The sequence below is a fragment of the Stenotrophomonas sp. UBA7606 genome, from assembly GCF_002477705.1.
Classification (GTDB): Bacteria; Pseudomonadota; Gammaproteobacteria; order Xanthomonadales; family Xanthomonadaceae; genus Stenotrophomonas.
On sequence record NZ_DLJW01000122.1, the window covers coordinates 11,544 to 37,544 of the forward strand.

General features: G+C 66.3%; 20 protein-coding genes. 6 read left to right on the plus strand and 14 right to left on the minus strand.

Features of this window, described 5'->3' with window-relative positions; translation table 11 throughout:
• Positions 1-144: 144 nt before the first annotated feature.
• From B2527_RS15785 to cysD, 7 genes are all read right to left on the minus strand, one after another.
• Positions 145-981: a TrmH family RNA methyltransferase gene (locus tag B2527_RS15785; protein ID WP_293715726.1), complete on the minus strand. Its 837-nt coding sequence runs from the start codon at positions 979-981 to the stop codon at positions 145-147.
• 15 nt (positions 982-996) lie between these two features.
• Positions 997-2,442, minus strand: a complete 1,446-nt coding sequence (locus B2527_RS15790) for an alanine/glycine:cation symporter family protein (protein ID WP_414717113.1) — start codon at positions 2,440-2,442, stop codon at positions 997-999.
• 147 nt (positions 2,443-2,589) lie between these two features.
• Entirely contained in the window at positions 2,590-3,126 is a 537-nt protein-coding gene (locus B2527_RS15795) for a GNAT family N-acetyltransferase (RefSeq protein WP_293715732.1), read from the minus strand.
• Complete coding sequence (locus B2527_RS15800; RefSeq protein ID WP_293715735.1) at positions 3,119-6,244, minus strand: efflux RND transporter permease subunit; 3,126 nt, start codon at positions 6,242-6,244, stop codon at positions 3,119-3,121. The genes B2527_RS15795 and B2527_RS15800 overlap by 8 nt, the downstream gene beginning before the upstream one ends.
• Entirely contained in the window at positions 6,241-7,359 is a 1,119-nt protein-coding gene (locus B2527_RS15805; RefSeq protein ID WP_293715830.1) for an efflux RND transporter periplasmic adaptor subunit, read from the minus strand. The genes B2527_RS15800 and B2527_RS15805 overlap by 4 nt, the downstream gene beginning before the upstream one ends.
• A gap of 285 nt (positions 7,360-7,644) precedes the next feature.
• Positions 7,645-9,621 carry a sulfate adenylyltransferase subunit CysN gene (gene cysN / locus B2527_RS15810; RefSeq protein WP_414717112.1) on the minus strand — a complete coding sequence of 659 codons (1,977 nt, stop codon included), beginning with the start codon at positions 9,619-9,621 and terminating at the stop codon, positions 7,645-7,647.
• A complete protein-coding gene (gene cysD, locus B2527_RS15815) occupies positions 9,621-10,529 on the minus strand; it encodes a sulfate adenylyltransferase subunit CysD (protein WP_293715738.1) in 909 nt (302 codons plus the stop codon). Before cysD ends, cysN begins: the two co-directional genes overlap by 1 nt.
• A gap of 194 nt (positions 10,530-10,723) precedes the next feature.
• Here cysD and B2527_RS15820 point away from each other — a divergent pair, with 194 nt between their 5' ends.
• The 3 genes from B2527_RS15820 to B2527_RS15830 all read left to right on the plus strand — a co-directional run bounded on the left by B2527_RS15820 (position 10,724) and on the right by B2527_RS15830 (position 15,083).
• A complete protein-coding gene (locus B2527_RS15820; protein WP_293715741.1) occupies positions 10,724-12,562 on the plus strand; it encodes an assimilatory sulfite reductase (NADPH) flavoprotein subunit in 1,839 nt (612 codons plus the stop codon).
• 86 nt (positions 12,563-12,648) lie between these two features.
• Positions 12,649-14,355, plus strand: a complete 1,707-nt coding sequence (gene cysI, locus B2527_RS15825; RefSeq protein WP_293715743.1) for an assimilatory sulfite reductase (NADPH) hemoprotein subunit — start codon at positions 12,649-12,651, stop codon at positions 14,353-14,355.
• Positions 14,352-15,083, plus strand: a complete 732-nt coding sequence (locus tag B2527_RS15830; protein ID WP_293715746.1) for a phosphoadenylyl-sulfate reductase — start codon at positions 14,352-14,354, stop codon at positions 15,081-15,083. Before cysI ends, B2527_RS15830 begins: the two co-directional genes overlap by 4 nt.
• A gap of 758 nt (positions 15,084-15,841) precedes the next feature.
• On the opposite strand, the gene B2527_RS15835 is transcribed toward B2527_RS15830, so the two are convergent.
• From B2527_RS15835 to B2527_RS15860, 6 genes are all read right to left on the minus strand, one after another.
• Complete coding sequence (locus B2527_RS15835) at positions 15,842-16,273, minus strand: BLUF domain-containing protein (protein ID WP_293715749.1); 432 nt, start codon at positions 16,271-16,273, stop codon at positions 15,842-15,844.
• A gap of 83 nt (positions 16,274-16,356) precedes the next feature.
• Entirely contained in the window at positions 16,357-18,417 is a 2,061-nt protein-coding gene (locus B2527_RS15840) for a TonB-dependent copper receptor (RefSeq protein WP_293715752.1), read from the minus strand.
• Positions 18,418-18,492: 75 nt separating this feature from the next.
• Entirely contained in the window at positions 18,493-18,942 is a 450-nt protein-coding gene (locus tag B2527_RS15845) for a DUF2946 family protein (RefSeq protein ID WP_293715755.1), read from the minus strand.
• Between the two features lie 91 nt (positions 18,943-19,033).
• Positions 19,034-19,330 carry a hypothetical protein gene (locus B2527_RS15850; RefSeq protein WP_293715758.1) on the minus strand — a complete coding sequence of 99 codons (297 nt, stop codon included), beginning with the start codon at positions 19,328-19,330 and terminating at the stop codon, positions 19,034-19,036.
• Positions 19,331-19,448: 118 nt separating this feature from the next.
• On the minus strand, positions 19,449-19,982 hold the full coding sequence (locus B2527_RS15855) for an alpha/beta fold hydrolase (RefSeq protein ID WP_293715760.1): 534 nt from the start codon (positions 19,980-19,982) through the stop codon (positions 19,449-19,451).
• Between the two features lie 186 nt (positions 19,983-20,168).
• Positions 20,169-21,152: a LysR family transcriptional regulator gene (locus B2527_RS15860; RefSeq protein WP_293715763.1), complete on the minus strand. Its 984-nt coding sequence runs from the start codon at positions 21,150-21,152 to the stop codon at positions 20,169-20,171.
• A gap of 166 nt (positions 21,153-21,318) precedes the next feature.
• Here B2527_RS15860 and cysG point away from each other — a divergent pair, with 166 nt between their 5' ends.
• The 3 genes from cysG to B2527_RS15875 all read left to right on the plus strand — a co-directional run bounded on the left by cysG (position 21,319) and on the right by B2527_RS15875 (position 24,523).
• On the plus strand, positions 21,319-22,782 hold the full coding sequence (gene cysG / locus B2527_RS15865; RefSeq protein WP_293715766.1) for a siroheme synthase CysG: 1,464 nt from the start codon (positions 21,319-21,321) through the stop codon (positions 22,780-22,782).
• Between the two features lie 20 nt (positions 22,783-22,802).
• Positions 22,803-23,762 (plus strand): cysteine synthase A, encoded by a 960-nt coding sequence (cysK, locus tag B2527_RS15870; RefSeq protein ID WP_293715769.1) that lies wholly within the window; start codon positions 22,803-22,805, stop codon positions 23,760-23,762.
• A 170-nt stretch (positions 23,763-23,932) separates the two neighbouring features.
• Positions 23,933-24,523, plus strand: a complete 591-nt coding sequence (locus B2527_RS15875) for an O-acetyl-ADP-ribose deacetylase (RefSeq protein WP_293715771.1) — start codon at positions 23,933-23,935, stop codon at positions 24,521-24,523.
• A gap of 184 nt (positions 24,524-24,707) precedes the next feature.
• Here B2527_RS15875 and B2527_RS15880 read toward each other — a convergent pair whose 3' ends face one another.
• Positions 24,708-25,976: a M1 family metallopeptidase gene (locus B2527_RS15880; RefSeq protein WP_293715774.1), complete on the minus strand. Its 1,269-nt coding sequence runs from the start codon at positions 25,974-25,976 to the stop codon at positions 24,708-24,710.
• Positions 25,977-26,001: the final 25 nt, after the last annotated feature.

Below are 26,001 nucleotides of genomic sequence, written 5' to 3' on the forward strand. Positions count from 1 at the left end.
ACAGGGGCTTTTTGCATTGCTGGTGGAGCACATGACGACAAAGGCGCCGCAAGGCGCCTTTGTTTTGTAGTGCCGAGCCATGCTCGGCAACGGGGCTTTGCCGGTAAGGCCTCTGCCGAGCATGGCTCGGCACTACAGTGCGGTTCAACCCTGCTGGCGGCTCTTCCAACTGGCCAGGAACACCGCGGTTGCCGAAGCCACGTTGAGGCTCTCCACCGCACCGCTGCCCGGGATCGACAGGCGCAGGTCACAGCTTTGTGCGAACCCGCGGTCCATGCCTTCGCTTTCCGCACCCATCACGTAAACCATCCGGTCCGGCAGCGCGGTAGTGAACACGTTGTCACCGCCCTCAACCAGCGTCGCCGCCAATCCGAAGCCGGCATCACGCAGCTGCGCAACGGCCTGCGGCAAGGCCGGCAGGCGCACCAGCGGCACCGACTCGGCGCCGCCTTCGGCAACGCGCGCGGCCGAGCCGGACAGGGCCAGCGTGGACTCCGCCGGCAGCAGGATCGCGCCAACACCGAAATGCGCAGCCGAACGCAGGATCGCACCGAAGTTGTGCGGGTTGCCCACACCGTCCAGCCACAGCGCCAGCACCGGGCCGTCCTGCAGCGAGGCCAGCCAGGTGGCCAGCGGCAACGGTTCCTGCTTCAACACGTCGGCGACCACGCCTTCGTGATGGGTGGTGGCAGCCAGCTTGTTGAGGTCACCATCGCCGACCACGCGGTAACCCACGCGGTTGGCCACGCACCACTTCAGCATCGGCTGCAGGCGCGGGATCATGTCCTCGGCCAGGTACAGCTTGCGCAGCGACTGCGGACGCTTGGCGAACATCGCCTGCACGGCATTGACGCCGTACAGGCGCAGCTCGTCGCCGCCGCGTACCGGGACACCGTCGCCTTCGCGCGTGGCGGCAGGCGCCGCCGGGGTTGCACGCGGCGGTCGCGAGGAGGGACGACGGTTGTTCCAGGGGTTGCTCACAGCGGTTCCTTTGAATTACTTGTTGCCACGCCAGAAGTCGGCGTTCTTGATGCCCAATGCGTCAGGGTCGAAGACCGGGTCCAAACCCAGTTTCTTCTGCCGCTCGTAGTCGCGCAGCGCCAGCATGGCCGGCTTCTGCAGGATCAGGATGGCGATCACGTTCAGCCACGCCATCAGCCCCACGCCGATATCACCCAGCGCCCAGGCCATTTTCGCATTGTGGTAGGCACCAAACACCACCATGCCCATGATGCCCAGGCGCAGCACCAGCATCGCCGCCGGATGGGTGCGGTTGCTGCCGGCCAGGTAGGTCAGGTTGGTTTCGGCCATGTAGTAATAGGCCATGATGGTGGTGAACGCGAAGAAGAACAGCGCCAGTGCCACAAAGCCCGCGCCCCAGCCCGGCAGCACCGACTCCACCGCCGCCTGGGTGAACAGCGCGCCCTCGGACGGCTGTACGCCCGGCACGCCGGTGATGATGGCTTCCAGCTTGGTCACGCCACCTTCGGTGACCGACCGGAACACGTTGTACATGCCGGTGGACAGCAGCAGGAAGGCGGTCGAGGTGCACACCAGCATGGTGTCGAAGTAGATGGCGAAGGCCTGCACATAACCCTGCTTGGCGGGGTGCGAGACCTCGGCGGCGGCCGCGGCGTGCGGGCCAGTGCCCTGGCCGGCCTCGTTGGCGTAGATGCCGCGCTTCACGCCCCAGGCGATGGCCTGGCCGATGATGCCGCCAAACGCGGCATGGGCACCGAAGGCGCTGGAGAAGATGTCGGCGAACATCGTCGGCACCTTGCTGGCATTGAGCATCATCACCACGATCGCCATCAGGATGAAGCCCAGCGCCATGAACGGCACCACGACTTCGGCAAAACTGGCAATGCGCTTGACGCCACCGAAGATGATGATGCCCAGCACCGCAGCCACGCTCAGGCCGATCCACAGTTTCATGCTGGCAGCGCCGCCGACCGATGCGCAGGCATCGGCGCCGGTGCACAGCACGTTGACCGCGCTGTCGGCGATGGCATTGGCCTGCACGCCCGGCAGCAGGAAGCCGGCGGCGATCACGGTGGCGACGGCGAACACCGCCGCATACCACTTCAGGCCCATGGCCTTTTCAATGTAATAGGCCGGGCCACCGCGGTAACGGCCTTCGGCATCCTTGGTCTTGTAGATCTGCGCCAGGGTCGATTCCACATAGGAGGTGGAGGCGCCGAGGAAGCCCATCACCCACATCCAGAAGATCGCACCCGGGCCGCCATAGGCAATGGCCGTAGCCACACCGGCGATGTTGCCGATACCCATGCGGCCGGCCATCGACATGGCCAGGGCCTGGAAGGACGACACGCCGGCTTCGGACTTCTCACCACGTACCGTCAGCCGGCACATCTCGGCAAAACCACGGATCTGCATGAAACGCGTGCGCAGGCTGAACCACAGGCCGGCGCCCAGACACATGAAAATGAGCGCATTGCTCCAGATGATGCCGTTTACGTATTCGACGATGGATTCCACGTAATTCCCCGGAAAGCTGAAAGGTAGCCAAAGCCCGGAATCCCGGGGCTGGCCGATTTTTCCACGATTAGGCCCGGTTGTGCAGGGCCGTCACGCCAAAGGCGGCAAAGTCCTAAGCCGCGCGAAGCAACGCATGTCGTGCAGCTGGCCGTCCTTGAACACCGATTGCCGCTCGGTGCCTTCCTCGCTGAATCCGTTCTTCAACAGCACCCGCGCCGAGCGCGGGTTGCTGGCCATCACCTGCGCGGACAGCCGCGCCAGGCCGAGTTCTTCCATCACCCAGGGGGCATAGGCGGCAACCACCTCGGTCATCAGGCCCTGGCCCCAATGGCGCTGCCCCAGCCAATAGCCCAGCGCCGCCGAATAGCGGCGCTCGTTGCGGCCCTGACTGACGCCGATGCCACCGCAGGCCTGACCGTCGATGACCAGGGCGAACATGCTGCGGTCCAGTTCGATCACTTTGCCGGCCAGGAAGGCCAGCGCATCGGCGCGGGTATAGGGATAGGGAAAGCGCGTGCTCAGCCCCCGCGATACCGCCGCATCGTTGGCGTGGGCCAGCAGCGTGTCCACGTCCCCGGGCTGCCAGGGACGCAACTGGACACGGCCGCCCGCCAGCAACTCACGCATGGCCGCCCACCGACGGAGTTTCCGCCTCAAGCCGGTTCAACTCATTGGCCACGGTTTCCGGTGACTTGGTGTACGGTGCCAACAGCGCATAGAACGCCGGCACCACGAACAGCGACAGGAAGGTGGACACGCTGACGCCGAAGATCACCACGATGCCGATGGTGGCGCGGCTGGCCGAACCGGGACCGCCAGCGACCACCAGCGGGATGGCGCCCACCACGGTGGCGATCGAAGTCATCAGGATCGGCCGCAGGCGCACCATCGACGATTCGACGATGGCCTGGTGCACGCTGCGCCCTTCATCGCGCAGCTGGTTGGCGAACTCGACGATCAGGATGCCGTTCTTCGCCGCCAGGCCCACCAGCATCACGATGCCGATCTGGCTGAACAGGTTGAGCGTGCCACCGCTCAGGTACAGGCCGACAAAGGCGCCGAGCACGCCCAGCGGCACGGTCAGCATGATCACCAGCGGATGGATGAAGCTCTCGAACTGCGCGGCCAGCACCAGATAGACCACCAGCAGCGCCATCGCGAAGGTCAGCAGCACCGCACCACCGGCGCTCTGGTACTCGCGCGACTCGCCTTTCCAGTCGATCTGCGCGTACTCGGGCAGCTCCTCGGCAGCCACCTGCTGCGCCCAGGCGATGGTTTCGCCCAGGGTGTGGCCCGGTGCGACATTGGCGCTGATGGTGATCGAGCGCAGGCGGTTGAAGCGGTTGAGGCTGCCGGCCTCGGCCACTTCACTGAGCGTGACCAGGTTGGACAGCGGCACCAGTTCACCGGAGCGCGCGCGCACCTGGATGGCCGACAGGTCGGCCGGCGAGGCGCGGCCTTCACGGCCGGCCTGCACCAGTACGTCGTACTCCTCGCCGTTGTCGACGAAGGTGGTGACGCGGCGCGAGCCCATCATGGTTTCCAGCGCGCGGCCGATGTCGGTGACCGAGATGCCGAGGTCAGCCGCACGCTGGCGGTCGATGTTGACCCGCATCTGCGGCCGGGTTTCCTTGTAGTCCGAATCAGCGCCCACCAGGCCGGGGTAATCGGCCATGCGTGCCAGCAGGCGGTCACGCCACTGCGCGATCTCGGCGTATTCCGGGCCACCGAGCACGGTCTGGAACGGCTGGCCCATGCTGCGGACCAGGCCGCCACCGACCATGGTGCGCACGCGCACGCCGCTGAGGTCGTTCAACTCCTTCTGCAGCGCGGTGGCCACGTCGCTGGTGGCCTCGCTACGCTCACGCCAGGGCTGCAGGAACACGCTGATGCGGCCGGTATGCATTTCCTCGCTGTTGCCCCAGCCCCCGGGCACACGCGGGTTGGCGCGGACGATCGGCTCCTCCGGGCCAACAAAGGCGGAGACGATCTTCTCCACCTGCTGTAGCTGGCCAACGGTGTAATCGAAACCCGCACCTTCCGGGCCGTCGATCATGATCTGGAACGAGCCGCGGTCCTCGGCCGGTGCCAGTTCCGACGGAATCAGCTTGAACAGGCCCCAGCTCGCGCCCAGCGCGGCCAGCATCACCAGCCCGAACACCCAGCTGCGCTGCACATGCCGGTCCAGCACCCGCCCGTACGCACCCGACAAGTGTTCCAGCTGGCGGTTGATGAAGCCGTGCAGGCGGCTGACCTTCTGCTCGCTGTGCGGCTTGAGCAGCTTGGACGCCATCATTGGCGTCAGCGTCAACGCGACGAAGGCCGACAACGCCACCGCCGCCGCCAGCGCTACCGCAAGCTCGCGGAACAACCGGCCGGTATTGCCTTCCAGGAAACCCACCGGCAGGAACACCGCCACCAGCACCGCGGTGGTCGCAATCACCGCGAACGCCACCTGCGCGGTGCCACGCTTGGCGGCCACCAGCGGCGGCTCGCCCAGATCGATGCGGCGCTGCACGTTCTCGACCACGACGATGGCGTCATCCACCACCAGGCCGATACACAGCACCAGCGCCAGCAGGGTGAACAGGTTGATCGAGAAGCCAAACGCAAACAGCGCGATGAAGGCCGCGACCAGACACACCGGTACCGTCACCGCCGGAATCAGTGCCGCGCGCAGGCTGCCCAGGAACAGCCAGATCACCACCAGCACCAGGATCATCGCTTCGACCAGGGTGGCGTAGACGCGTTCCACCGCCGCCTCGATGAAGGTGGTGTTGTCGAAGGCGACGAAGATCTGCGTGCCCTTGGGCAGGGTCTGGGCAATGCGCTCGGCCTCGGCGCGGGTGTCGCGCGCCACGTCCAGGGCATTGGCGGTGGAGGTCTTGACGATGCCCAGGCCGATGCCCGGCTCGCCGTTGCTGCGGTAATAGGCACGGCGTTCGGACGAGGCCAGTTCCACCTTGGCCACATCGCCCAGGCGCACCACATAACCGTCATTGCCCTTGCCCAGCGGAATGCTGGCAAAGTCGGCCGGGGCCACGTAGCTGCGCTCCACGCGCAGGGTGAAATCACGGTCGGCCGATTCGATGCGGCCGGCCGGCAATTCCACGTTCTCGTTGCGCAGCGCGGTTTCCACCTCGTTGACGGTCAACCCGCGCGCGGCCAGTTGGTCGCGGTCCAGCCATACCCGCATGGCGTAGCGCTGGCGGCCGCCGATGCGTACCTGGGCCACGCCGTCGATGCTGGAAAAACGGTCCACCACATAGCGGTCGGCGTAGTCGCTGAGCTCCAGCGTGTCCATCGACGAGGACGCCATGTTGAACCAGATGATCGGGTCGGCATCGCTCTCGACCTTGGCGATTTCCGGCGGCCGCGCTTCTTCCGGCATGCGGTCGGCAACGCGGCTGACCGCGTCGCGCACGTCATTGGCGGCCGCTTCGATATCGCGGTTGGCGGTGAATTCGATGCTGACCGAGGCGCGGCCGTTGGTGCTGCGCGCATTGATGGTATCGATGCCTTCGATACCGGCCAGGGCGTCTTCCAGCACCTGGGTGACGCGGCTTTCGATCACCGCCGCCGAGGCGCCGGTGTAATCCACCGACACCGAGACGATAGGCGGATCGATGGCCGGCAGCTCGCGCAGGGTCAGGCGGTTGAACGACATGATGCCCAGTACCAGCAGCAACAGGCTCATCACCACGGCCAGTACCGGCCGCTTGATGGAAAGATCGGACAGCTTCATCCGGCGCTCGCCGTCTTGGCCGGGGCCGGCGCTTCCGCTGCCCTCTCGACAGCTGCAGCCTCGGTGGCCTTGGCCGGCTTCTCATCCTGGATGCGGATGCCCGGGCGCAGCTTGCCAGTGCCGTCCACCACGATGCGCTCGCCGGCCTTCAGGCCCTCGACGATCTCCACCACGCCCGCCCGGCGCGTGCCGGTCTTGACGTCGGCGCGCTCCACGCTTTCATCGTCCTTGACCCGGAACACATAGGAGTCGCGGCCCACCTGGACCACGGCGATTTCCGGGATCACCAGCGCATCGCGCTCGGGGCGGTACAGGCGCACGTCCAGCAACATGCCCGGGCGCAGCGCGTGGTCGCCATTGTCGAAATCGGCACGCACGGTGATGGCGCGGCTGCCTGGATCGACGCGAGCATCGATGGTGCTGACCGCACCTTCGAAATTGCGGCCCGGGTAGGCAATGCTGCTGCCGCTGACCTTGTCGCCGATCTGCAGCGAGGACAGCTGCGCTTCCGGCACCTGGAAGTCCACGTGCATGCGCGAGATGTCGTCCAGGGTGGCGATGGCGGTGGTCGGCGTGACCAGCGAGCCGGGGCTGACCTGGCGGATGCCCAGTACGCCAGCGAATGGCGCGCGCACCTGGCGATCGACGATATCGGCGCGCATCTGCTGCACGCGGGCCTCGGCGGCATCGCGGATGGACTGCTGGGTGTCCAGGGTGGAATGGGCCACCAGCTGCTGCGCGGCCAGTTCACGCTGGCGCTTGTAGAGCCGGTCGGCCTCGGAGAAGGTAGCCTGGGCCTGGGCCAGGGCGGCCTGCTGGGCCTGGCCACGCAGGGTCACCAGCGGCGCACCGGCCGCGACCTGCTGGCCGCTTTCGAAATGCACCTTGTCGATGATCTCGCTGACCTTGGCGGTGACGATGATGGATTCGCGGGCCTTGGCGGTGCCATTGGCCTGCAGGGTATCGCTCCACGGCGCGGCTTTGACGACCTGGGTGGTGACCAGCACCGCGCCGGCGGCTTGCCGCGGCGCCTCGGGGTTCTTGCGGTTGCATCCGGCCAACGCCAGCGCCAAGACAGTGCCACCGGCAACGGTGGCGGCAAATCGCCCGAACATACACAGTCCCATCTGATACACGATCAAGCAGTCTAGCGGTGTCAGATGACGGCCGGATGTGCCGTTAGGGGGGGAATGCATCCTTGCGCGACCCACTGTAGTGCCGAGCCATGCTCGGCAAGGGCCTGCACCGGGTTATTCAAGGGCGAAAGCGCCAAAGCGCTTACCCCTCCCAGCCCTCCCCTCCGCCTTCGGCGCAAGGGAGGGGGCGAAAGCTGCAGTTGCGGCCATGTCCGGGGCACTTCTTCGCCCTCCCCTCCGCCTACGGCGCTGCAGTGCCTCCTATCAGCGCAGCGCCTGCAACACCTGCTCCACCATCGCCGGCACGCTGTCGGTGTCCGCGTGCAGGTGCAGCTCCGGTGCCTCAGGGGCCTCATACGGCGAGTCGATACCGGTGAAGTTGGGGATCTGCCCGGCGCGTGCCTTGCGGTACAGGCCCTTCACATCGCGGGCCTCGGCCACTTCCAGTGGCACATCGACGAATACCTCGATGAACTCGCCATCCTCGAAGCGTTCGCGCGCCATCTGCCGCTCGGCGCGGAACGGCGAGATGAAGCTGACCAGCACCACCAGCCCGGCATCGGCCATCAGCCGCGCCACTTCGGCAACGCGGCGGATGTTCTCCACGCGGTCCTCGTCGGTGAAGCCGAGGTCGCGGTTCAGGCCATGGCGGACGTTGTCGCCGTCCAGCAGGAAGGTGTGCACGCCCTGCGCATGCAGACGCTTTTCCACCTGGTTGGCGACGGTGGATTTGCCGGCGCCGGACAGGCCGGTGAACCACAGCACGCGCGGCTGCTGGCCCTTGATCCGCGCCCGTGCGGCCTTGTCTACGTCCAGGTGTTGCCAGTGCACGTTGCCGGCACGGCGCAGGGCGAAGTCCAGGGTACCGGCGGCGACAGTGGCATTGGTCTGCCGGTCGATCAGGATGAAGCCGCCCAATGCGCGGTTCTGCGCATACGGGGCGAAGGCCACCGGCTCGTCCAGCGACAGGTTGCAGTAGCCAACCTCGTTCAACTCCAGCCGCTTGGCAGCCAGCCGCTCCTGGGTGTTCACATCCACCCGGTGCTTGATCTCGCTGATATTGGCAGCCACCGTGCGGCTGCCGATCTGCAGCCAGTACGGACGGCCCGGCAACAACGCCGCATCGTCCATCCACAACACATGGGCGGCGAACTGGTCGGCCACTTCCGGCGGATCACCGGCAGCGGCAATCACGTCGCCGCGGCTGACGTCGATTTCGTCCGCCAGGGTCAGGGTCACCGCCTGCCCGGTCGAGGCGACCGCCAGCGGGCCATCCGGACCCAGCACCTGCTTGACTGTGGAGCGGCGCGCCGACGGCAGCACCACCACCTCGTCGCCCACGCGCACCTGGCCGGCGGCAATGGTGCCGGCAAAGCCACGGAAATCCTGGTTGGGTCGATTGACCCACTGCACCGGCAGGCGCAGGCCGCTGGCGGCGTCGTGCTCGCGCAGCTCGACCGTGTCCAGGTGTTCGATCAGGCTGGGGCCGCTGTACCACGGCGTGGCCGCCGAACGCGTGGACAGGTTCTGCCCTTCCAGCGCCGACAACGGAATGGCCTGCACGTTGGCGATGCCCAGCTGCGCGGCCAGCGCCCGGTACTCGGCCACGATGCGCTCGAACACCGCCTGGTCGTAATCCACCAGATCCATCTTGTTGACCGCCAGCACCACCTGGCCGATGCCCAGCAGGAAGATGATGTAGCTGTGCCGGTGGGTCTGGGTCAGCAGGCCCTTGCGCGCGTCCACCAGCACCACCGCCACGTCGGCAGTGGAAGCGCCGGTGGCCATGTTGCGGGTGTACTGCTCATGGCCAGGGCAGTCGGCGACGATGTACTTGCGGCGGTCGGTATCGAAATAGCGGTAGGCCACGTCGATGGTGATGCCCTGCTCGCGCTCGGCGGCCAGGCCGTCCAGCAGCAGCGCATAGTCGATGCGCTCGCCCTGGGTGCCGTGGCGGCGGCTGTCAGCCTCCAGCGCGGACAGCTGGTCGTCGAACAGGCGCTTGCTTTCGTACAGCAAGCGCCCGATCAGGGTGCTCTTGCCGTCGTCCACGCTGCCGCAGGTGATGAAGCGCAGCAGCGGCTTGTCTTCGTGGGTCTTGAGGTAGGCAGCGATGGAGCAGGGAATCGGGAGTTGGGAATCGGGAATGGCAAGCCCCAGCTCCTCGACCACCACCTGATTGTCTGCTTCCGCCTTTGCAGTACCTATTCCCAATTTTCGACTCCCGATTCCCGGCCCCATCAGAAATACCCCTCCAACTTCTTCTTCTCCATCGATGCGGACTGGTCATGGTCGATCAGCCGCCCCTGCCGCTCGGAGCTGGTGGATACCAGCATCTCGGCGATGATCTTCTCCAGCGTGTCGGCCTCGGATTCGATCGCGCCGGTCAGCGGATAGCAGCCCAGCGTGCGGAAGCGCACCTTGCGCAGTTCTGGCTGCTCGCCCGGCCGCAGCGGCAGACGCTCGTCATCGACCATGATCAGGCTGCCATCGCGCTCCACCACCGGTCGCTCGGCGGCCAGGTACAAGGGCACCACCGGAATCTTCTCGCGGTAGATGTAGAGCCAGATATCCAGCTCGGTCCAGTTGGACAGCGGGAACACGCGCACGCTCTCGCCTTGATGAATGCGCGCGTTGTACAGGTTCCACAACTCGGGCCGCTGGTTCTTGGGGTCCCAGCGGTGGCGGTCGTTGCGGAACGAGAACACGCGCTCCTTGGCCCGCGACTTTTCCTCGTCGCGGCGCGCGCCACCAATGGCCGCATCGAACTTCCACTTGTCCAGCGCCTGCTTCAAGCCCTGGGTCTTCATCACGTCGGTATGCACGCTGGCGCCGTGGCTGACCGGGCCGATATCGCGGGCAATGCCATCGGGGTTGATGTGTACCCGCAGCTCGGTGCCGGTTTCGGCCACGCGGCGGTCACGGAAGGCAATCATCTCGCGGAACTTCCAGCGGGTATCCACGTGCAGCAGCGGGATCGGCGGCACGCCCGGGGCGAATGCCTTCATCAGCAGGTGCAGCAGCACCGAGCTGTCCTTGCCCACCGAGTACAGCAGCACCGGGTTGTCAAAGGCCGCGGCGACTTCACGCAGGATATGGATGCTCTCGGCTTCCAGCCGATCGAGGTGGGACAAAGTGGTTTCAGTCATCAGCACAGTCGCAGAGGCCAGGCCCGATATGGGCCACACAGTACCCGGTAAAGGTCGGGATTGGATGGCAAGTGTGGGCCTGCGCTGGCACAGGGCGAAATAAACCCAAGGCATGAAGCGATAACCGCTTGTCCTTTCCGCTGGCACTGCGCCGTACCTAGGATCAGTCATCCCCAAACCAGACCGGACCGGAAATGACTGCCGCCGCCACCGTGCCCCCCAGCCCCTTGCCTGAAGACCGCAGGGTCCTGCTGACACGTCTGGTGGACGGCCTGGACGGAAACAGCCTGTGGTGGCTTTCCGGTTTCGCCGCCGGGTTGGCGCAGGGAACCCCTCCCCCTTCCCTTGCCGTCATCCCCGGCGGCCAGGCCGGCAACCAGCCGGCCCAGAACCGGCTGACCGTGATCTATGGCAGCCAGACCGGCAACGCCCGCCGCGCCGCCGAACAGCTGGCCGCCGAGGCCGAGGCCGCCGGCCTGCCGGTACGGCTGCTGCGCGCCGACGCCTATGCCACCCGCGAGCTGGCCAATGAGCGCCTGCTCTACATCGTCATCAGCACCCAGGGCGAAGGCGACCCGCCGGACGATGCCATCGGTCTGGTCGAGTTCATTGCCGGCAAGCGTGCGCCCAAGCTGCCGGAGCTGAAGTACGCCGTGCTCGGCCTGGGTGACTCCAGCTATGTGGAGTTCTGCGGCATTGCGCGCAAGCTGGACAGCCGCCTGGCCGAGTTGGGCGCCACCCGCCTACAGACCGTGGGCGAGGCCGACCTGGACATCGACAGCGTGGTCGATCCGTGGCGCGCGCAGGCCCTGCGCGATGCCCGCGCCAACATCAGCGAGACCGCAGCCCCGACCACCAGCAATGTCACCCCGCTGCGACATGGCACCGTCTACAGCGCCCAGCACCCGTTCAACGCCGAGCTGCTGTCGCGGCAGGTGATCAGCGGCCGCGACTTCAAGGGCCCTGCCTACGCGCAGTACGGCACTGCCGCCAAGCATGTGCACCATCTCGAGTTGTCGCTGGAAGGCAGCAACCTGCACTACGAGCCCGGCGATGCGCTGGGCATCGTGCACCGCAATCCGGCCGAGCTGGTCGAGGCGGTACTGGATGTCACCGGCCTGGACGGCAGCCAGTCGGTCGAACATGACGGTCATGGCCGCCCGCTGGGCCAATGGCTGGCCGAGCACCGCGAGCTGACCCGCATCTCGCGTCCGCTGCTGGCCGCCGTGGCCGAGCGCAGCGCGCACCCGGAACTGGCCCGCCTGCTGGACCCGGCACACAAGAGCGAACTGGCGGCAGTATTCGAAGACCACCAGTTGGTCGACGTGCTGCGCCGCTGGCCGGCCGAATGGAGCCCCGAGGCTCTGCTGAGCACCCTGCGCCCGGCCGCGCAGCGCCTGTACTCCATCGCTTCCAGCCGCAAGCGGGTGGGCGAGGAAGTCCACCTCACCGTCGACGAGCTGCGCTACCACGCCCACGGCAGCACCCACCTGGGCGCGGCCAGCGGCTTCCTCGCGGCCCTGGAAGAAGGCGCGCAGCTGCCGGTCTACGTGGAAGCCAACGAGCGCTTCCGCGTGCCGGCCGACAACAGCCGCGACATCATCATGATCGGCCCCGGCACCGGCGTCGCGCCGTTCCGTGGCTTCGTGCAGGAACGTGCCGAGACCGGCGCAGCCGGCCGCAACTGGCTGTTCTTCGGCGCACGCCACTTCAACACCGATTTCCTGTACCAGAGCGAATGGCAGGACGCCCTGCGCCGCAAGGAACTGCAACGCCTGGACCTGGCCTTCTCGCGCGACCAGGCCGACAAGGTCTACGTGCAGCAGCGCCTGCGCACCCGCGGCCGCGATCTGTACGAGTGGCTGCAGAACGGTGCCCACCTGTATGTCTGCGGCGCCATCGCCATGGGCAAGGACGTGCATGCCACGCTGCTGGATGTACTGCGCGAACACGGCGGGCTGGATGAAGACGCTGCCCGCGACTACCTGACTCGACTGCACACGGAGGGGCGCTATGGACGGGATGTGTACTGAGGCTTGAACGCTGGGGCCCTGATCCAGCACCGGCTTGGCGGCACCCGCCGCTCCTTCAACCTCCGACTCCCGATATAGCGAACGCAATGAGCAACCACTCCGTTGAGAACATCAAGGCCGACAGCAACCGCCTGCGTGGCTCCCTGCTGGAAAGCCTGGCCGACCCGGTCACTGGCGCCCTGCGCGAAGACGACCAGACCCTGATCAAGTACCACGGCAGCTACCAGCAGGACGACCGCGACGTGCGCGAGGAGCGCCGCCGACAGAAGCTGGAACCGGCCTACCAGTTCATGATCCGCACCCGCACCCCGGGCGGCGTGATCAGTCCCGAGCAGTGGCTGAAGCTGGACAGCATCGCCACCCGCTACGGCAACCACTCGCTGCGCATCACCACCCGCCAGGCGTTCCAGTTCCATGGCGTGATAAAGCGCGAGCTGAAGGCGACCATGCAGGCGATCAATGCCGCGCTGATCGACACCCTGGCCGCCTGCGGCGACGTCAACCGCAATGTGCTGGTTGCCGCCAACCCGCTGCTGTCCAGCGCGCATGCCACGCTGTACGCCGATGCCGCGCGCACCTCCGAGCACCTGCTGCCCAATACCCGCGCCTACTACGAAATCTGGCTGGACGAGGAGCGCGTGGCCGGCAGCGGTGCCGAGGACGAGCCGATCTACGGCGAGCGTTACCTGCCGCGCAAGTTCAAGATCGGCTTCGCACTGCCGCCGCTCAACGACGTGGACGTGTACGCCAACGACCTGGGCTTCATCGGCGTGCTCGATGCTGCCGGCGAACTGCTGGGCTATGACGTGACCATCGGCGGCGGCATGGGCGCCACCCACGGCGATGCCGAAACCTACCCGCGCATTGCCAACAACGTCGGCTTCATCCCGCGTGACGCGCTGCTGGACGTGGCCACCGCCGTGGTCACCACCCAGCGCGACCTCGGCAACCGCGAGCTGCGCAAGCGCGCCCGCTTCAAGTACACCATCGACGACCATGGCCTGGACACCGTGGTGGCCGAGATCGAACGCCGTGCCGGCATCGGTTTCGCCGCCCCGCGTGCGCAGTCCTTCGCCCACAACGGCGACCGCTACGGCTGGGTGGAAGGCGCCGATGGCCGCTGGCACCTGACCCTGTCCCTGCAGGCCGGCCGCATCGCCGACCTGCCCGGCGCACCGCAGCTGACCGCGCTGCGCGAGATCGCCCGCATCCACCAGGGCGAATTCCGCATGACCGGCAACCAGAACCTGATCATTGCCGGCGTCGCCGCCGACCAGCGCGCGCAGATCGACGCCATCGTCGAAAGCGCCGGGCTGGACCTGGGCAACCGCGCACCGACCGCGCTGGCACGCGCCGCCATGGCCTGCGTGGCGCTGCCAACCTGCGGCTTGGCGATGGCCGAAGCCGAGCGCTACCTGCCCACGTTCAGTGCCAAGCTGCAGCCGCTGCTGGCCCAGCACGGCCTGAGCGACGCCCCCATCCTGCTGCGCATCTCCGGCTGCCCGAATGGCTGCTCGCGGCCCTATCTGGGTGAGATCGCCCTGGTCGGCAAGGCACCGGGCCGTTACAACCTGATGCTGGGTGCCGATCACCGCGGCCAGCGCCTGAACACCCTGTACCGCGAGAACATCGCCGAGCCGGAGATTCTGGCCGCGCTGGAACCCCTGTTTGCCCGCTATGCCGGCGAACGCAACGGCGAAGAAGGCTTCGGTGATTTCCTGCACCGCGCCGGTATCGTCGCCCTGCCGCCCTACCCCACCCACCGCGAAATCCCCGTGGAACTGCACGCATGAGCGCCCTGCCCCAATCCCCCACCACCACGCCGGTTGTCCTGCCGGATGACCTGGGCCCGCTCAATGCCGAACTCGACGCCCTGAATGCGCAGCAGCGCGTGCATTGGGCACTGCAGAACGCGCCCGGCGCGCATGTGCTGTCATCGAGCTTTGGCGCGCAGTCGGCAGTCACCCTGCACCTGCTGAGCAGCCAGCGCCCGGACATTCCGGTGATCCTGGTCGATACCGGCTATCTGTTCCCGGAAACCTACCGCTTTGCCGACGAACTCAGCGAGCGGCTCAAGCTCAACCTCAAGGTCTACCGCCCGCAGGTCAGCCGTGCCTGGATGGAAGCGCGCCACGGCCGCCTGTGGGAACAGGGCGTGGTCGGCATCGAGCAGTACAACAACCTGCGCAAGGTCGAGCCGATGAAGCGCGCCCTGGACGAGCTGCAGGTTGGCACCTGGTTCACCGGCCTGCGCCGCAGCCAGTCGGCCAGCCGCGCCAACACGCCGGTGCTGCAGCGCCGTGGCGAGCGCTACAAGGTCAACCCGATCGCCGATTGGAGCGACCGCGACGTGTGGAAGTACCTGCAGGAACACCAGCTGCCCTACCACCCGCTGTGGGAGCAGGGCTATGTGTCGATCGGTGATTTCCACACCACCCGCCGCTGGGAGCCGGGCATGCGCGAGGAAGACACCCGCTTCTTCGGCCTGAAGCGCGAGTGCGGCCTGCACGAGGAGATCTGAGCCCTCGATTCGCTCTGTAGAGCCGAGCCATGCTCGGCTGGAGCCTGCCTGGGAAAGCCCTTGCCGAGCATGGCTAGGCACTACGCTGTTGCCCCTTCCCTTTCGCGCAGCGAAGGGGAGGGTTGGGGAGGGGTGCTGTCGGCGCGGAACCCTGGCCGCGAGCGATTTTGAACGGACACGTTACGGGTAATGCATCTTGCCGAGCATGGCTCGGCACTACGCTGCTGTCCCCTCCCTTTCGCACAGCGAAGGGGAGGGTTGGGGAGGGATGCTGTCGGCACGGAACCCTGGCCGCGGGCGATCTTGAACGTACACGCTACGGGTAAGGCCTCTGCCGAGCATGGCTCGGCACTACGCTGCTGCCCCCTCCCTTTCGCGCAGCGAAGGGGAGGGTTGGGGAGGGGTGCTGTCGACGCGGATTTCGGGGCGCTGGCCGATCTTGGACGGACACGCTACGGATAAGGCCTCTGCCGAGCATGGCTCGGCACTACGCTGCTGTCCCCTCCCTTTCGCGCAGCGAAGGGGAGGGTTGGGGAGGGGTGCTGTCGACGCGGATTTCGGGGCGCTGGCCGATCTTGGACGGACACGCTACGGGTAAGGCCTCTGCCGAGCATGGCTCGGCACTACGCTGCTGCCCCCTCCCTTTCGCGCAGCGAAGGGGAGGGTTGGGGAGGGGTGCTGTCGACGCGGAATGCTGGCCGCGAGCGATTTTGGACGGACACGCTACGGGTAATGCCCCTACCGAACATGGCTCGGCACTAAGGGTTTTGCTGCGTCCAGAATGCCAGCAGCTCACGCAGTGCCGGTGATGCACCGGACTGGGCAATATCGTCCTGCAGGAACTCGGCCTCACGCTGCCATTGCTGGGTACTCAACTGCTGCAGCACGCTGCCCTCGGTGTGGGTGCAGCCCATATGCCACTGACTGAAGTGCAGGTTATCCACCGGTGCGCTGTACAGTTCGCGCAGATCAACATGCATATGCGAATTGCGGATGCGCTCGTAGGCGCGTGCCACGCCTTCTTCCGGGCCTTCGAAGTACTGGAAGAACTGCTGCCCATCAAACAGCAGCACACCCGTGACGCCTGCCAACTGGTTGTGCGCACGCGCATCAACCAGCAGGTGATCAAGGTCGGTGGTACCCAGGCCGGCCACCGCGGTGCTCACGTAGGCGACTGCGCGCAGACTCATACCGCTCCTTGCTGTTCTATAAAAGGCCCCCAGCATGCCATGCCGCCGCCACCTGTGCGCAGGCAGCGGCAGCAAACGCGACGTCAGTACCGGTAATCCAGCTTCAGCCAGACATTGCGCCCCGGCTCGTTGATCCGTACCGGGTCGGCCGGAAACCCGAAATCGGCACTGCCGGCCAGGTTCAGATGCTCCGCATAGGCGCGGTCGAACACGTTGTCCACACCCACGCTGGCGCGCAGCGCATCATTGACGCGGTAGGCCGCGTTCAGCGACAAGGTGGCGAAGCCTGCGGTGGCTCCCAGGTCACGCGCAACCACATTGCCTTCATCCTCGGCTACCCGGTACTGGTGGGTGGCCGCGCGCAACAGCGCACCCGCCGACCAGCGCTGATGCTCGTAGCTGGCACTGAGGCGGGCTTCCAGCGGCGGAATCTGTGGCAGTGCCCTGCCCTCACTGCGGTTCTCGCCCCAGGCATAGGCCAGGGTGCCACCCAGCTTCCAGGCTGGCGCCAGGCGCCACTCCACCCCCGCCTCGGCACCGGCAATACGCGCATCCACATTGTCGGCCTGGGTGGTGCTGCCCATCATGCCGCCACTGCGATAGCGGAACAGGATGTAGTCCTGCAGCCGCCCCGCGTAGGCCGAGACCCAGACATCCACTTGCTGGCTGCGGAACTGCAGGCCCAGATCCAGCTGCGTGGTCTGCTCCGGCTTCACCGCGGAGAACGCATTGATGCTGCCGGCCGGCCCTGCATTGGCCGAGAACAGCTCCCAGTAATCCGGCATGCGCTCGCTGTGGCCGATACCGGCGTACCAGGTCCAGGCCTGCCCGTGGTCGCGCTCATAACGCAGGAAACCGCTGCCCAGATCCTGCTGCCGGTACTGCCCGGCGGTCGGGTTGGGCATGTTCATCATGCCGGTTGTCGCACGCCGGTCCTTCACCTGCGCACGGTCCAGGCGCAGGCCACTGATCCAGCGCTGTGCGGTTCCTTCGCCCAGGGTCAGCTCAGTGAACACGCCCAGGTTGCTGAAGTCGGCATCGCGCTTCCACGGCGATTGCTGCCAGGTGTTGCGGCCCATGCCATTGCGGCTGCGATGGCGGCTGTCCTGCGCATCCACGCCAGCGACGATGGCCACGTCCTGCCAGCGCCACTCGCTGCTGACGCGGCCGCCGGTGGTACGACGTTCCACGTTCGAGGCCATCGGCATCGGCATGCTGCTGGCCGGGTTGGGCGTGCGCAGCGTGTAGTTGTCCATCAGGTGATCGGCGTTGTTGTAGTACAGATTGGCCTGCAGCTTGTCCCATGCACCGGGCAGGTTGCCGCGTTCAAAACGCAGCCCATAGCTGTCGCGCTTGAAGGCGGCACCGTCCATGCCACGGCCGGCGTAACGGGCGATCGCGTCGCCGGTGCCGGCACTGAGTTCCAGCACGGTATCGGCATCGGGCGTCCAACCAATGGCGGCATCGGCATTCCACTTGCGCCAGCGCGAGGGCACCACATCGCCATTGCCGTCCTTGTAGTCATCGGCTTCCGAGCGGTTGCCGTTGACCCGGACATAGCCGGGCCGGCTGCCGAAGCTGGCGTCCAGCACCTGGTCGTTGCGGTTGTTGGAGCCGGCCAATGCACTGGCGTTGAGCCGCATGCCCGGCGCATCGAAACGCGGGGTGTCGCGCTCGAAACGCACGGTGCCGGCCGAGGCACCCGCGCCCCAGCGCACGCTTTGCGGGCCCTTGATCACCGTCAGGCGATCAAAGGTCTCCGGGGCTATATAGGACAGCGGATTGTCCATCCGCGACGGGCAGGCGCCGATCAGCGTGCCATCGTTGCTGAGGATGTTCAGGCGCGAGCCGCCCATGCCGCGCAGCACCGGGTCGCCATTGGTGCCGCCGTTGCGGATGGCGGCAAAGCCCGGCACGGTCTTGAGGTAGTCGGCGCCATCACTGGCCGGCACCGGTTGCCGGGGCAGCCGCGGGTCGGTCACCCATTGCAGCGGCGATGAAGGCGCAGCTGCGGTCACCACCAGGGTATCCAGGGTTTTGGCATCACCGGATTCGGCGGCAACCGCAAGCGGAGCAAACAGCGCCAGGCAGACGCAGACAGGCAGGCATGCCGGAACACCCGGCATACGGGAAGAGAGGTACATGCAATTCTCCAATACGACACAGCCACGCCCTGCCCTATCGGCAGCGCGCGGCACACAGGAAAGGTGGTGGTTGTGTCAGGAGAGCGGCGGCGGCCCGCGCGCGGGATGGGCAGGCCAGCGCAGGCTGGGCGGCAATGCCGTGCTGCGCGGCACCCACGGCGAAAGCCGGTACAGCAACGGCGGCAGCACCAGCAGCAAGGCCAACCAGGGCAGCAGGCGCGAGGGCATGCTGCAGTAGTCGCAGGCCTCGCCGTGGGCGGCATGCGGATCGGCTGGCGACGTGGGCCTGGCTGCCGGCGCCATCGCTTCGCTGGCAGGATGTTGATGCGCGGCATGCATGCCGTGATGTGCCGCGTGCGGGTCGGCGGGCTGCGTCGCGGCCGGCATCGCCATGCCGACCCTCATCTGCGCATGTCCGGCCTGGTGTGACTGCTGCCAACGGCTGATCACCGGCGCCACCGCCATCAGCACGGCGGCCAACAGTGCAAGCTGCAGCAGGAAGCGGTGGATACGGGTCAGGCGCATGGCCCCGGCATTCTATCGGTGCCGGCCGCATCCATTGTCCGGCGCAGGTGCGACCGTTTGCCGCAGCCTGCAGACGATGAATACGCGCCTCTCAATTCAGCGCGATGTGGTGACGCTGCTTGAGCTGCGCGTAGCACAGCACGCAGACGATGCTCATGTCGTTGAATGCATCAAACACCTCGGTCAAGCCACCTTGCTGCTGGTACATGTCTTCGCACAGATGACACCAGGCCTGCAGGTCGTAGGGGTCGTTGCTGTTCTCGATGACACCCAGGCGCGGCGACGGCAACTGCAGCATATGCCGACAGACCACGGCCGAGACCTGCCGGCCGTGCAGATGGCATTCCACCAGCAGCGGCTCGCTGCCATCGTTGTCCGGGCGTCGCATGCGGGTACGCTCCACAATCACTGCTCGACGAGCATGCACACCCCGGAAGCGCGTGGAAGTAGGGTTTGCACTGCTTTGGCAGTAGCAGAAGCGGATGAGCATCCACTGGCCGTCCCGCCTATGCGTTGCTGCCCTGCAGTTGCGCTGCAAAGGACAAGACTGCCGCTGCCGCCGTCTGCGGACAGGCCTGCAGCAACATATGCGGGCCGGCCAGTTCAACCAGACGGGCATCATCGACCCTGGCCAGGATCTGCCGTGCCGACGCCGCACGGATCAGACGGTCATGCAGGGCGCGTAGATAAAGCACCGGTACAGCGATGCGTGACAGCTGCGACGTCGCATCCACCTGCAGCGTCAGTGCCGCACGATGCCGCAGTACGGCCGGCTCAACCTGCTGCAATGCCGACTTCATCTGCGCAAGCAGAGCGGCGCTGGCCCAGCGGCCAAACAGCAGCCAGCGCAGCAGTGGCATCGGCAGCGTGCTTACCGGCATGCGCTGGCCGATGGCGGCAAACGGTGACAGCAACGGCAACGGTGCCCGTGCGAAGGTGGTGCTCAGTACCAGACCGATCAGGTTCGCAGGGGGATTGGCGGCTATCGATACCGCAATCGGACCGGAGAACGACTCCCCCAAGCAGTACGAAGGGAACATCGGTGGGCAGGGCTGCACGTACCAGTGCCTCCAGCGCCGGGTAATCCAGTTGCTGGTCGTGCGGATAGCGCACTACCGTGATCGCGTGCCAGGCGGTACCAAGCGCCGCGATGAAAGGTGCGTGCAAGCCCGCAGTGCCATCCAGGCCGGGCAGGACAAGCAGAGCCGCCTTCCTGCCCATCGCGGTCAGACGGTGATGGTCTGGGTGAGCGATTCCCAGGTGGGCGGCACCGGCCAGTCGGCGGCCTGGTTGCCGTCCAGCACGCGCCGCAGGTCACGTTTGTCGATCTGCGGTGCCAGCACGTGCACCAGTTCCAGTGCGTAGTCGCGCAGCACCCGGTCGCGCGGCAACACCGCCCAGGCGATGCATTCGGGAATTGATGCCGGTGCCGGCCAGGCACGCAGATCGGTGTCGTAGCTGTTGACTGCCATCTCCGCCAGCAGCCCGACCCCGAGGCCAGTACGTACATAGGTCTTGATCAGGTCCGCGTCCAGTGCGGTCAGTGTCAGGTCCGGCTCCAGATCCAGTGCGGCAAAAGCGCGCCGCAATGACGAACTGGTGCGGGTGGAGGATTCGTAGCTGATCAGCGGCTGGCTTGCCAATGCGGCCATGTCAGGCACATTGCCCGGGCGGTCGAAGGGATGGCCCTTGGGCACCAGCACCAGCCGCCGCCAGCGGTACAACGGCACGGCAATGCCGGTGGTGGGTTCACCGCCCGCGGTACTGATGATGGCGATGTCGGCGTCGCCCTGGCTGAGCAGGTCCAGCGCATCGCTTTCGGCGGCCTGCTGCAGGTGCACACTGACCTGCGGATAGGCCTGCTTGATGCGGGCGACCGCCGGTGGCAGCACGAAGCGCGCCTGCGTGTGGGTGGTGGTCAGCACCAGCTGGCCGTGGCTCTCGCGGCGCTGGTTGGCGGCATAGGTGCGGATGTTGTTGGCCTCGGCCAGTACCGCACGGGCGCGGCTGATCACTTCCTCGCCTGCGGGCGTCACCGACTCCAGGCTGCGTCCCTTGCGCACGAACAACAGAAAGCCCAACTCGTCCTCAAGCTGTTTGAGCTGTTTGGACAACCCCGGCTGGGTGGCATGCACCCGTGTCGCGGCGAGCGTGATGTTCAGCTCGGCATCGGCAATGGCTACGAGGTAACGCAGTTGGGTAAGGGTCATCGCAGTGGGTAAGTGTGAACTTCAGTAAGGGTGTGTGAAGAATGTAGGCCAATTCGTCGTTCGAGCTTATAACCGAAAGTAATTTACCCCGCTGGGCAAGTCATTTCCGACCCCGACGGCCGGGGGTTACGTTCACGGGCCTCCTCATACCGCTGACATTAACGCCTTGGACGCCCCTCTGTTTCCGCTGTTTGCCGACCTCAAGGGACGGGCTGTGCTGGTGGTGGGGGGCGGAGCGGTCGCCGAGCGCAAGACCGAGGCCCTGCTGCACGCCGGTGCCCTGCCCCGCGTAGGCGCACCGCGGCTGAGTGCAGGCCTGCTGGCGCGGCTGGAGGCCGGCCAGCTGCAGTGGCTGCAGGGCGAATTCGATGCGCAATGGCTGGACACCGATATCTGGCTGGTGATCGCCGCCACCGACGACCCTGCCATCAACCGTGACGTGGCCGCCGCCGCCCAGGCCAGGCACCTGTTCGCCAACGTAGTGGACGATGCGCAGCTGTCCGCCTTCCATGTTCCGGCCGTGGTGGAACGCGGGCCGCTGCAGATTGCCATTTCCAGTGGCGGCGGTGCGCCGATGGTGGCCCGCCATGTACGCGGTCGCATTGAATCCCTGTTCGATCAGGCTTGGGGCGACCTGGCTGACCTGGTTACCCGCAAGCGCAGCCTGATCCGCGCGCAGCTGCCTGACCTGGCCGCGCGCCGCCGTTTCTTTGACCGCTTGGTCGAGGGCCCGATGCTGGGCCTGTTGCGTCGCCGCCAGAGCGTGGACGCACAGTGCCAGCTGCTGCAGGACCTGCGCGAGGAAGCCGCCACCCCCATCGGTTCGGTGGTGCTGGTGGGCGCAGGCTCCGGCGACCCCGGCCTGCTGACTCTCAATGCCCTGCGCGCGCTCAACCAGGCCGATGTCATCCTGCACGACCGCCTGGTCAGCGCCGAGGTGCTGCAACTGGCCCGCCGCGATGCCGACTACATCGAGGTCGGCAAGTCCGCGCAGGGCCACAGCACCGCGCAGGACCACATCCATGCGCTGATGCTGGCGCATGCCCGCGCCGGCAAGCGCGTGGTGCGGCTCAAGGGCGGCGATGCCTTCGTGTTTGGTCGCGGCGGCGAGGAACTGCAGTTCCTGCGCACCCACGGCGTGCCCTATGAGGTGGTGCCCGGCATCACCGCCGCGCTGGCTTGCGCCGCCTACGCCGGCATACCGCTGACCCATCGCAACCATGCCCAGCAGCTGCGCCTGGTCACCGCGCACTGCAAGGATTCATTGGACACACTGGATTGGCCGGAACTGGCGCAGCCGCGGCAGACCCTGGTGTTCTACATGGGCGTTGCCGCGCTGGCGCAGATCCGCAAGCGCCTGCTGGGCGCGGGGCTGCCCGCCAACACGCCGTTCGCGCTGATCGAGAACGGCTCACGTGCCAACCAACGTGTGGTCCGAGGGCCGCTGCAGCAATTACCCGATACCGCCGCCCAGCACCAGGTGCAGTCGCCAGCCTTGCTGATCCTGGGCGACGTAGCGGCACTGGCCGACGAACTGCATTGGTTCGGCACGCCGCCGCTGCTCGCAACGCCTCCTGCTTCCTCACTTTCCGCAAAGACGGCTGCGCCCACACTGGCCGACGCCGCCTGACCACCTCCCCGGAGAATTCAATGGCTATCTACAACAGCATCCTGGACACCATCGGCAATACACCGGTGGTCAAGCTCAACCGCCTGGCCCCGGCCGGCGTGGATATCTACGTCAAGGTGGAGTCGTTCAACCCGGCCGGCTCGGTCAAGGACCGCTTGGCCCTGGCCATCATCCTGGACGCGGAGAAGAAGGGCCTGATCAAGCCCGGCGACACCATCGTCGAAGCCACCTCCGGCAATACCGGCGTGGCCCTGGCCATGGTGGCCGCCGCGCGCGGCTACAAGTTCGTCGCCACCATGGTGGAAACCTTCTCGGTGGAGCGTCGCAAGCTGATGCGCGCCTACGGTGCCAAGGTGATCCTGACCCCGGCCGCCGAACGCGGTACCGGCATGGTGCGCAAGGCCAAGGAACTGGCTCAACAGCATGGCTGGTTCCTGGCCAGCCAGTTTGCCAATCCGGCCAACCCGGCCTTCCACCGCCAGACCACCGCCGCCGAAATCCTGCGCGACTTCGCTGGCAAGCGGCTGGATTACTTCGTCAGCGGCTGGGGCACCGGCGGCACCCTCACCGGCGTGGGCGAGGTGCTGAAGCTGGCCCGCCCGGACACCCGCATCATCGCCACCGAACCGGCCGGTGCCGCCCTGCTCGCCGGCAAGGAGTTCAGCCCGCACAAGATCCAGGGCTGGACCCCGGACTTCGTCCCGGAAGTGCTCAACCGCGAGGTCTACGACCAGTTGCTGTCGATCCAGGACGAGCGTGCGATCGAAACCTCGCGCCGGCTGGCCGCCGAGGAAGGCATCTTCGTCGGCATCTCGGCCGGTGCCACCGTCGCCACAGCGCTGGATGTCGCCGCCAAGGCCGAGGCCGGCTCGGTGATCCTGGCGATGCTGCCCGATACCGGCGAGCGCTACTTCTCCACCCCCCTGTTCGCCGACGTCAACGACGGCTCGGACGACGACTGGCTGGCTGGCCTTCCGTAACTGTCGTTACTTAACCCGTCAGCAACGCGAAGGCCGCCCATGCGGCCTTCGTGCTTTTCCGGGTCCGTGAATCGCACCAGATGAGACGTCATGGGCGCAGACTGCCGCTGTGTCCGGCGTGGCGGTAGCCGTCACATCTTTCTCATACATCGCAAGGGAAGATCACGGCCATGAACATTGAAGTCTGGCAGGGCGACATCACCGAACTGGCCGTTGACGTCATCGTCAACGCGGCCAACGAAAGCCTGCTTGGCGGCGGCGGCGTGGACGGCGCAATCCATCGGGCCGCAGGCCCCGGCCTGCTGCGCGAATGCGAGCAGTTGCCCGAACTGCGCACCGGGGTGCGCTGCCCCACCGGCGAGGTGCGCGCCACCGGCGGACACAATTTGCCGGCCAAACATGTATTCCATACCGTTGGCCCGGTGTGGCGCGATGGTCGCCATGATGAAGCAGCGTTGCTGGCCAATTGCTACTGGCAATCGCTGCGCCTGGCTGAGCAGATGGGGTTGGAATCAATTGCATTCCCGGCGATCAGTTGCGGCGTGTATGGCTACCCGCTGCATCAGGCGGCGGTCATAGCCGCCACCGAGACCATGACCTGGCAGAAGAGCCATGCGCGGCCTTCGCGGATCGTGCTGGTGGCTTACAACGCTGCGGCATTCAAGATCTACCAGCAGGCCCTGGCCAGCGCTGCGCCGGCGCAGGAGCATACGGGTTCTGTACTGGCGTCGTTTGCGGGTGGGTTTGCGCCTGCGCATTGAGGTTTGGTTGTTCAACGGCCAAGCAAAAGCAAAAGCTACCCCTCCCCAGCCCTCCCCTTTGCTGCGCGAAAGGGAGGGGGCAAGAGCGGCTGCGCACGATCTATCCGACCTGCATGAACTGCCCCCTCCCTTTGCCGCAGGCAAGGGGAGGGTTGGGGAGGGGTAGCTCTTTGCCGCAAACCAATCACCCGACTTCACCACCCAACCCATAAATCCAGGCATCAAAAAACCCCTGCAGTGAGCGCCCGGCCGCACGCTCCATCGCCTTCTGGAAATCCGCCGTCACCACCGAGCGCCCATCATTGGCCTGTGTGTACTCGCGCAACCCGCGCCAGAACAGCTCCTCGCCCAATTCCATGCGCAAACGGTGCAGCACGTACGCGCCCTTCCTGTAGACCACCGCACGATCATCGGCGCTGGGTTTGTTCCAATCCGGATACACCAACGGCCGATCAGCGCCCTTCTCACGCAGCGCCCGCACCCGCTGCTCCCAGCCCTGCACCATCGCCTGGTAGGCGGCCTCGCCCTGCGCCTGCTGCAACCACGCCGCGGTCATGAAGTTGGCGAAACCTTCGTTGAGCCAGAAGTGCTCCCAGCTGGCACAGGTCACGCGTACGCCCCACCATTGATGCGCGGCTTCGTGGGCGATCAAGCCAGTCTGGGTGGGATCATCCAGCACGCCTTTGCCATAGGCCTCCGACATCACCGACAGACCAGCCATTTCCTGGCCGATTGTGTTGGCGACCAGCGCCTGCCGATAGTCGCCTTCATAGGCCAGGCCTGCGCGTGCAGCGAAGAAGTCGAGCATGTCGTCAGTGGCGGCGAACACCTGCCGCAGCTCGGCCTCGGAACGGTCCTTCGAGTAGAACTGCAAGCGCCCCTGCCGCGCGTGCTGATAAGGCCCTGCAGCAAAGCCATAGACGAACGCCGGCGTTGGTTTGCGCAGCTGCCATCGGTGTTCGATGCGACCATCACCGAGCAGGCGCGATGGCAGTTCATCGCCAACCGCCGTCGCATGCAGGTTGCGAGGAAGGCGTAGTGCCAACTGCAGCGTAGCGCGCTCGTCCGGCGCATCCACCGACGGCATCCATTGGCTGGTGGAGAATATCGTGTAGACCTCGTTGCGTGCGGCGGCGAACTCCAGGCCAAAGCGCGGCTTGCCGCGGTAGTGCACGCGTACGCTGCCTTGCTGGCCCGCGGTCAACGTCGCTGCAAGGCTGATGGTCAGCGTTCCATCGGCCTGCTGGAAGTTGAGGGGCTTGTCATCGTGCGTGACCGAATCGACGACCAGTTCACCACTGTCCAGGACCAGCTGATGCAGTGGGGCCGTGGCGTCGAAGCGCACCAGGGTCTCCCCCTGCAGCTGACCGGTGGCGATATCCAGATCCAGGCTGGTTGCGTAGTGCTGGATATCGAAATCGCGTGGCTCCGCGGCAAACGTGGATGCAGTCATGGTCGACACCAACAGTCCCAGCGCG

Excerpts from the sequence above, each read along its gene's own strand:
- B2527_RS15850 (WP_293715758.1), bottom strand. The coding sequence starts at position 19,330 with ATGCGACGCCCGGACAACGATGGCAGCGAGCCGCTGCTGGTGGAATGC.
- B2527_RS15860 (WP_293715763.1), bottom strand. The coding sequence starts at position 21,152 with ATGACCCTTACCCAACTGCGTTACCTCGTAGCCATTGCCGATGCCGAG.
- B2527_RS15795 (WP_293715732.1), bottom strand. The coding sequence starts at position 3,126 with ATGCGTGAGTTGCTGGCGGGCGGCCGTGTCCAGTTGCGTCCCTGGCAG.
- cysK (WP_293715769.1), top strand. The coding sequence starts at position 22,803 with ATGGCTATCTACAACAGCATCCTGGACACCATCGGCAATACACCGGTG.
- cysI (WP_293715743.1), top strand. The coding sequence starts at position 12,649 with ATGAGCAACCACTCCGTTGAGAACATCAAGGCCGACAGCAACCGCCTG.
- cysN (WP_414717112.1), bottom strand. The coding sequence starts at position 9,621 with ATGGGGCCGGGAATCGGGAGTCGAAAATTGGGAATAGGTACTGCAAAG.
- B2527_RS15790 (WP_414717113.1), bottom strand. The coding sequence starts at position 2,442 with ATGTGTCTGGGCGCCGGCCTGTGGTTCAGCCTGCGCACGCGTTTCATG.
- B2527_RS15880 (WP_293715774.1), bottom strand. The coding sequence starts at position 25,976 with ATGACTGCATCCACGTTTGCCGCGGAGCCACGCGATTTCGATATCCAG.
- B2527_RS15835 (WP_293715749.1), bottom strand. The coding sequence starts at position 16,273 with ATGAGTCTGCGCGCAGTCGCCTACGTGAGCACCGCGGTGGCCGGCCTG.
- B2527_RS15855 (WP_293715760.1), bottom strand. The coding sequence starts at position 19,982 with ATGTTCCCTTCGTACTGCTTGGGGGAGTCGTTCTCCGGTCCGATTGCG.
- B2527_RS15805 (WP_293715830.1), bottom strand. The coding sequence starts at position 7,359 with ATGTTCGGGCGATTTGCCGCCACCGTTGCCGGTGGCACTGTCTTGGCG.
- cysD (WP_293715738.1), bottom strand. The coding sequence starts at position 10,529 with ATGACTGAAACCACTTTGTCCCACCTCGATCGGCTGGAAGCCGAGAGC.
- B2527_RS15820 (WP_293715741.1), top strand. The coding sequence starts at position 10,724 with ATGACTGCCGCCGCCACCGTGCCCCCCAGCCCCTTGCCTGAAGACCGC.
- B2527_RS15800 (WP_293715735.1), bottom strand. The coding sequence starts at position 6,244 with ATGAAGCTGTCCGATCTTTCCATCAAGCGGCCGGTACTGGCCGTGGTG.
- B2527_RS15830 (WP_293715746.1), top strand. The coding sequence starts at position 14,352 with ATGAGCGCCCTGCCCCAATCCCCCACCACCACGCCGGTTGTCCTGCCG.
- B2527_RS15875 (WP_293715771.1), top strand. The coding sequence starts at position 23,933 with ATGAACATTGAAGTCTGGCAGGGCGACATCACCGAACTGGCCGTTGAC.
- B2527_RS15845 (WP_293715755.1), bottom strand. The coding sequence starts at position 18,942 with ATGCGCCTGACCCGTATCCACCGCTTCCTGCTGCAGCTTGCACTGTTG.
- B2527_RS15840 (WP_293715752.1), bottom strand. The coding sequence starts at position 18,417 with ATGTACCTCTCTTCCCGTATGCCGGGTGTTCCGGCATGCCTGCCTGTC.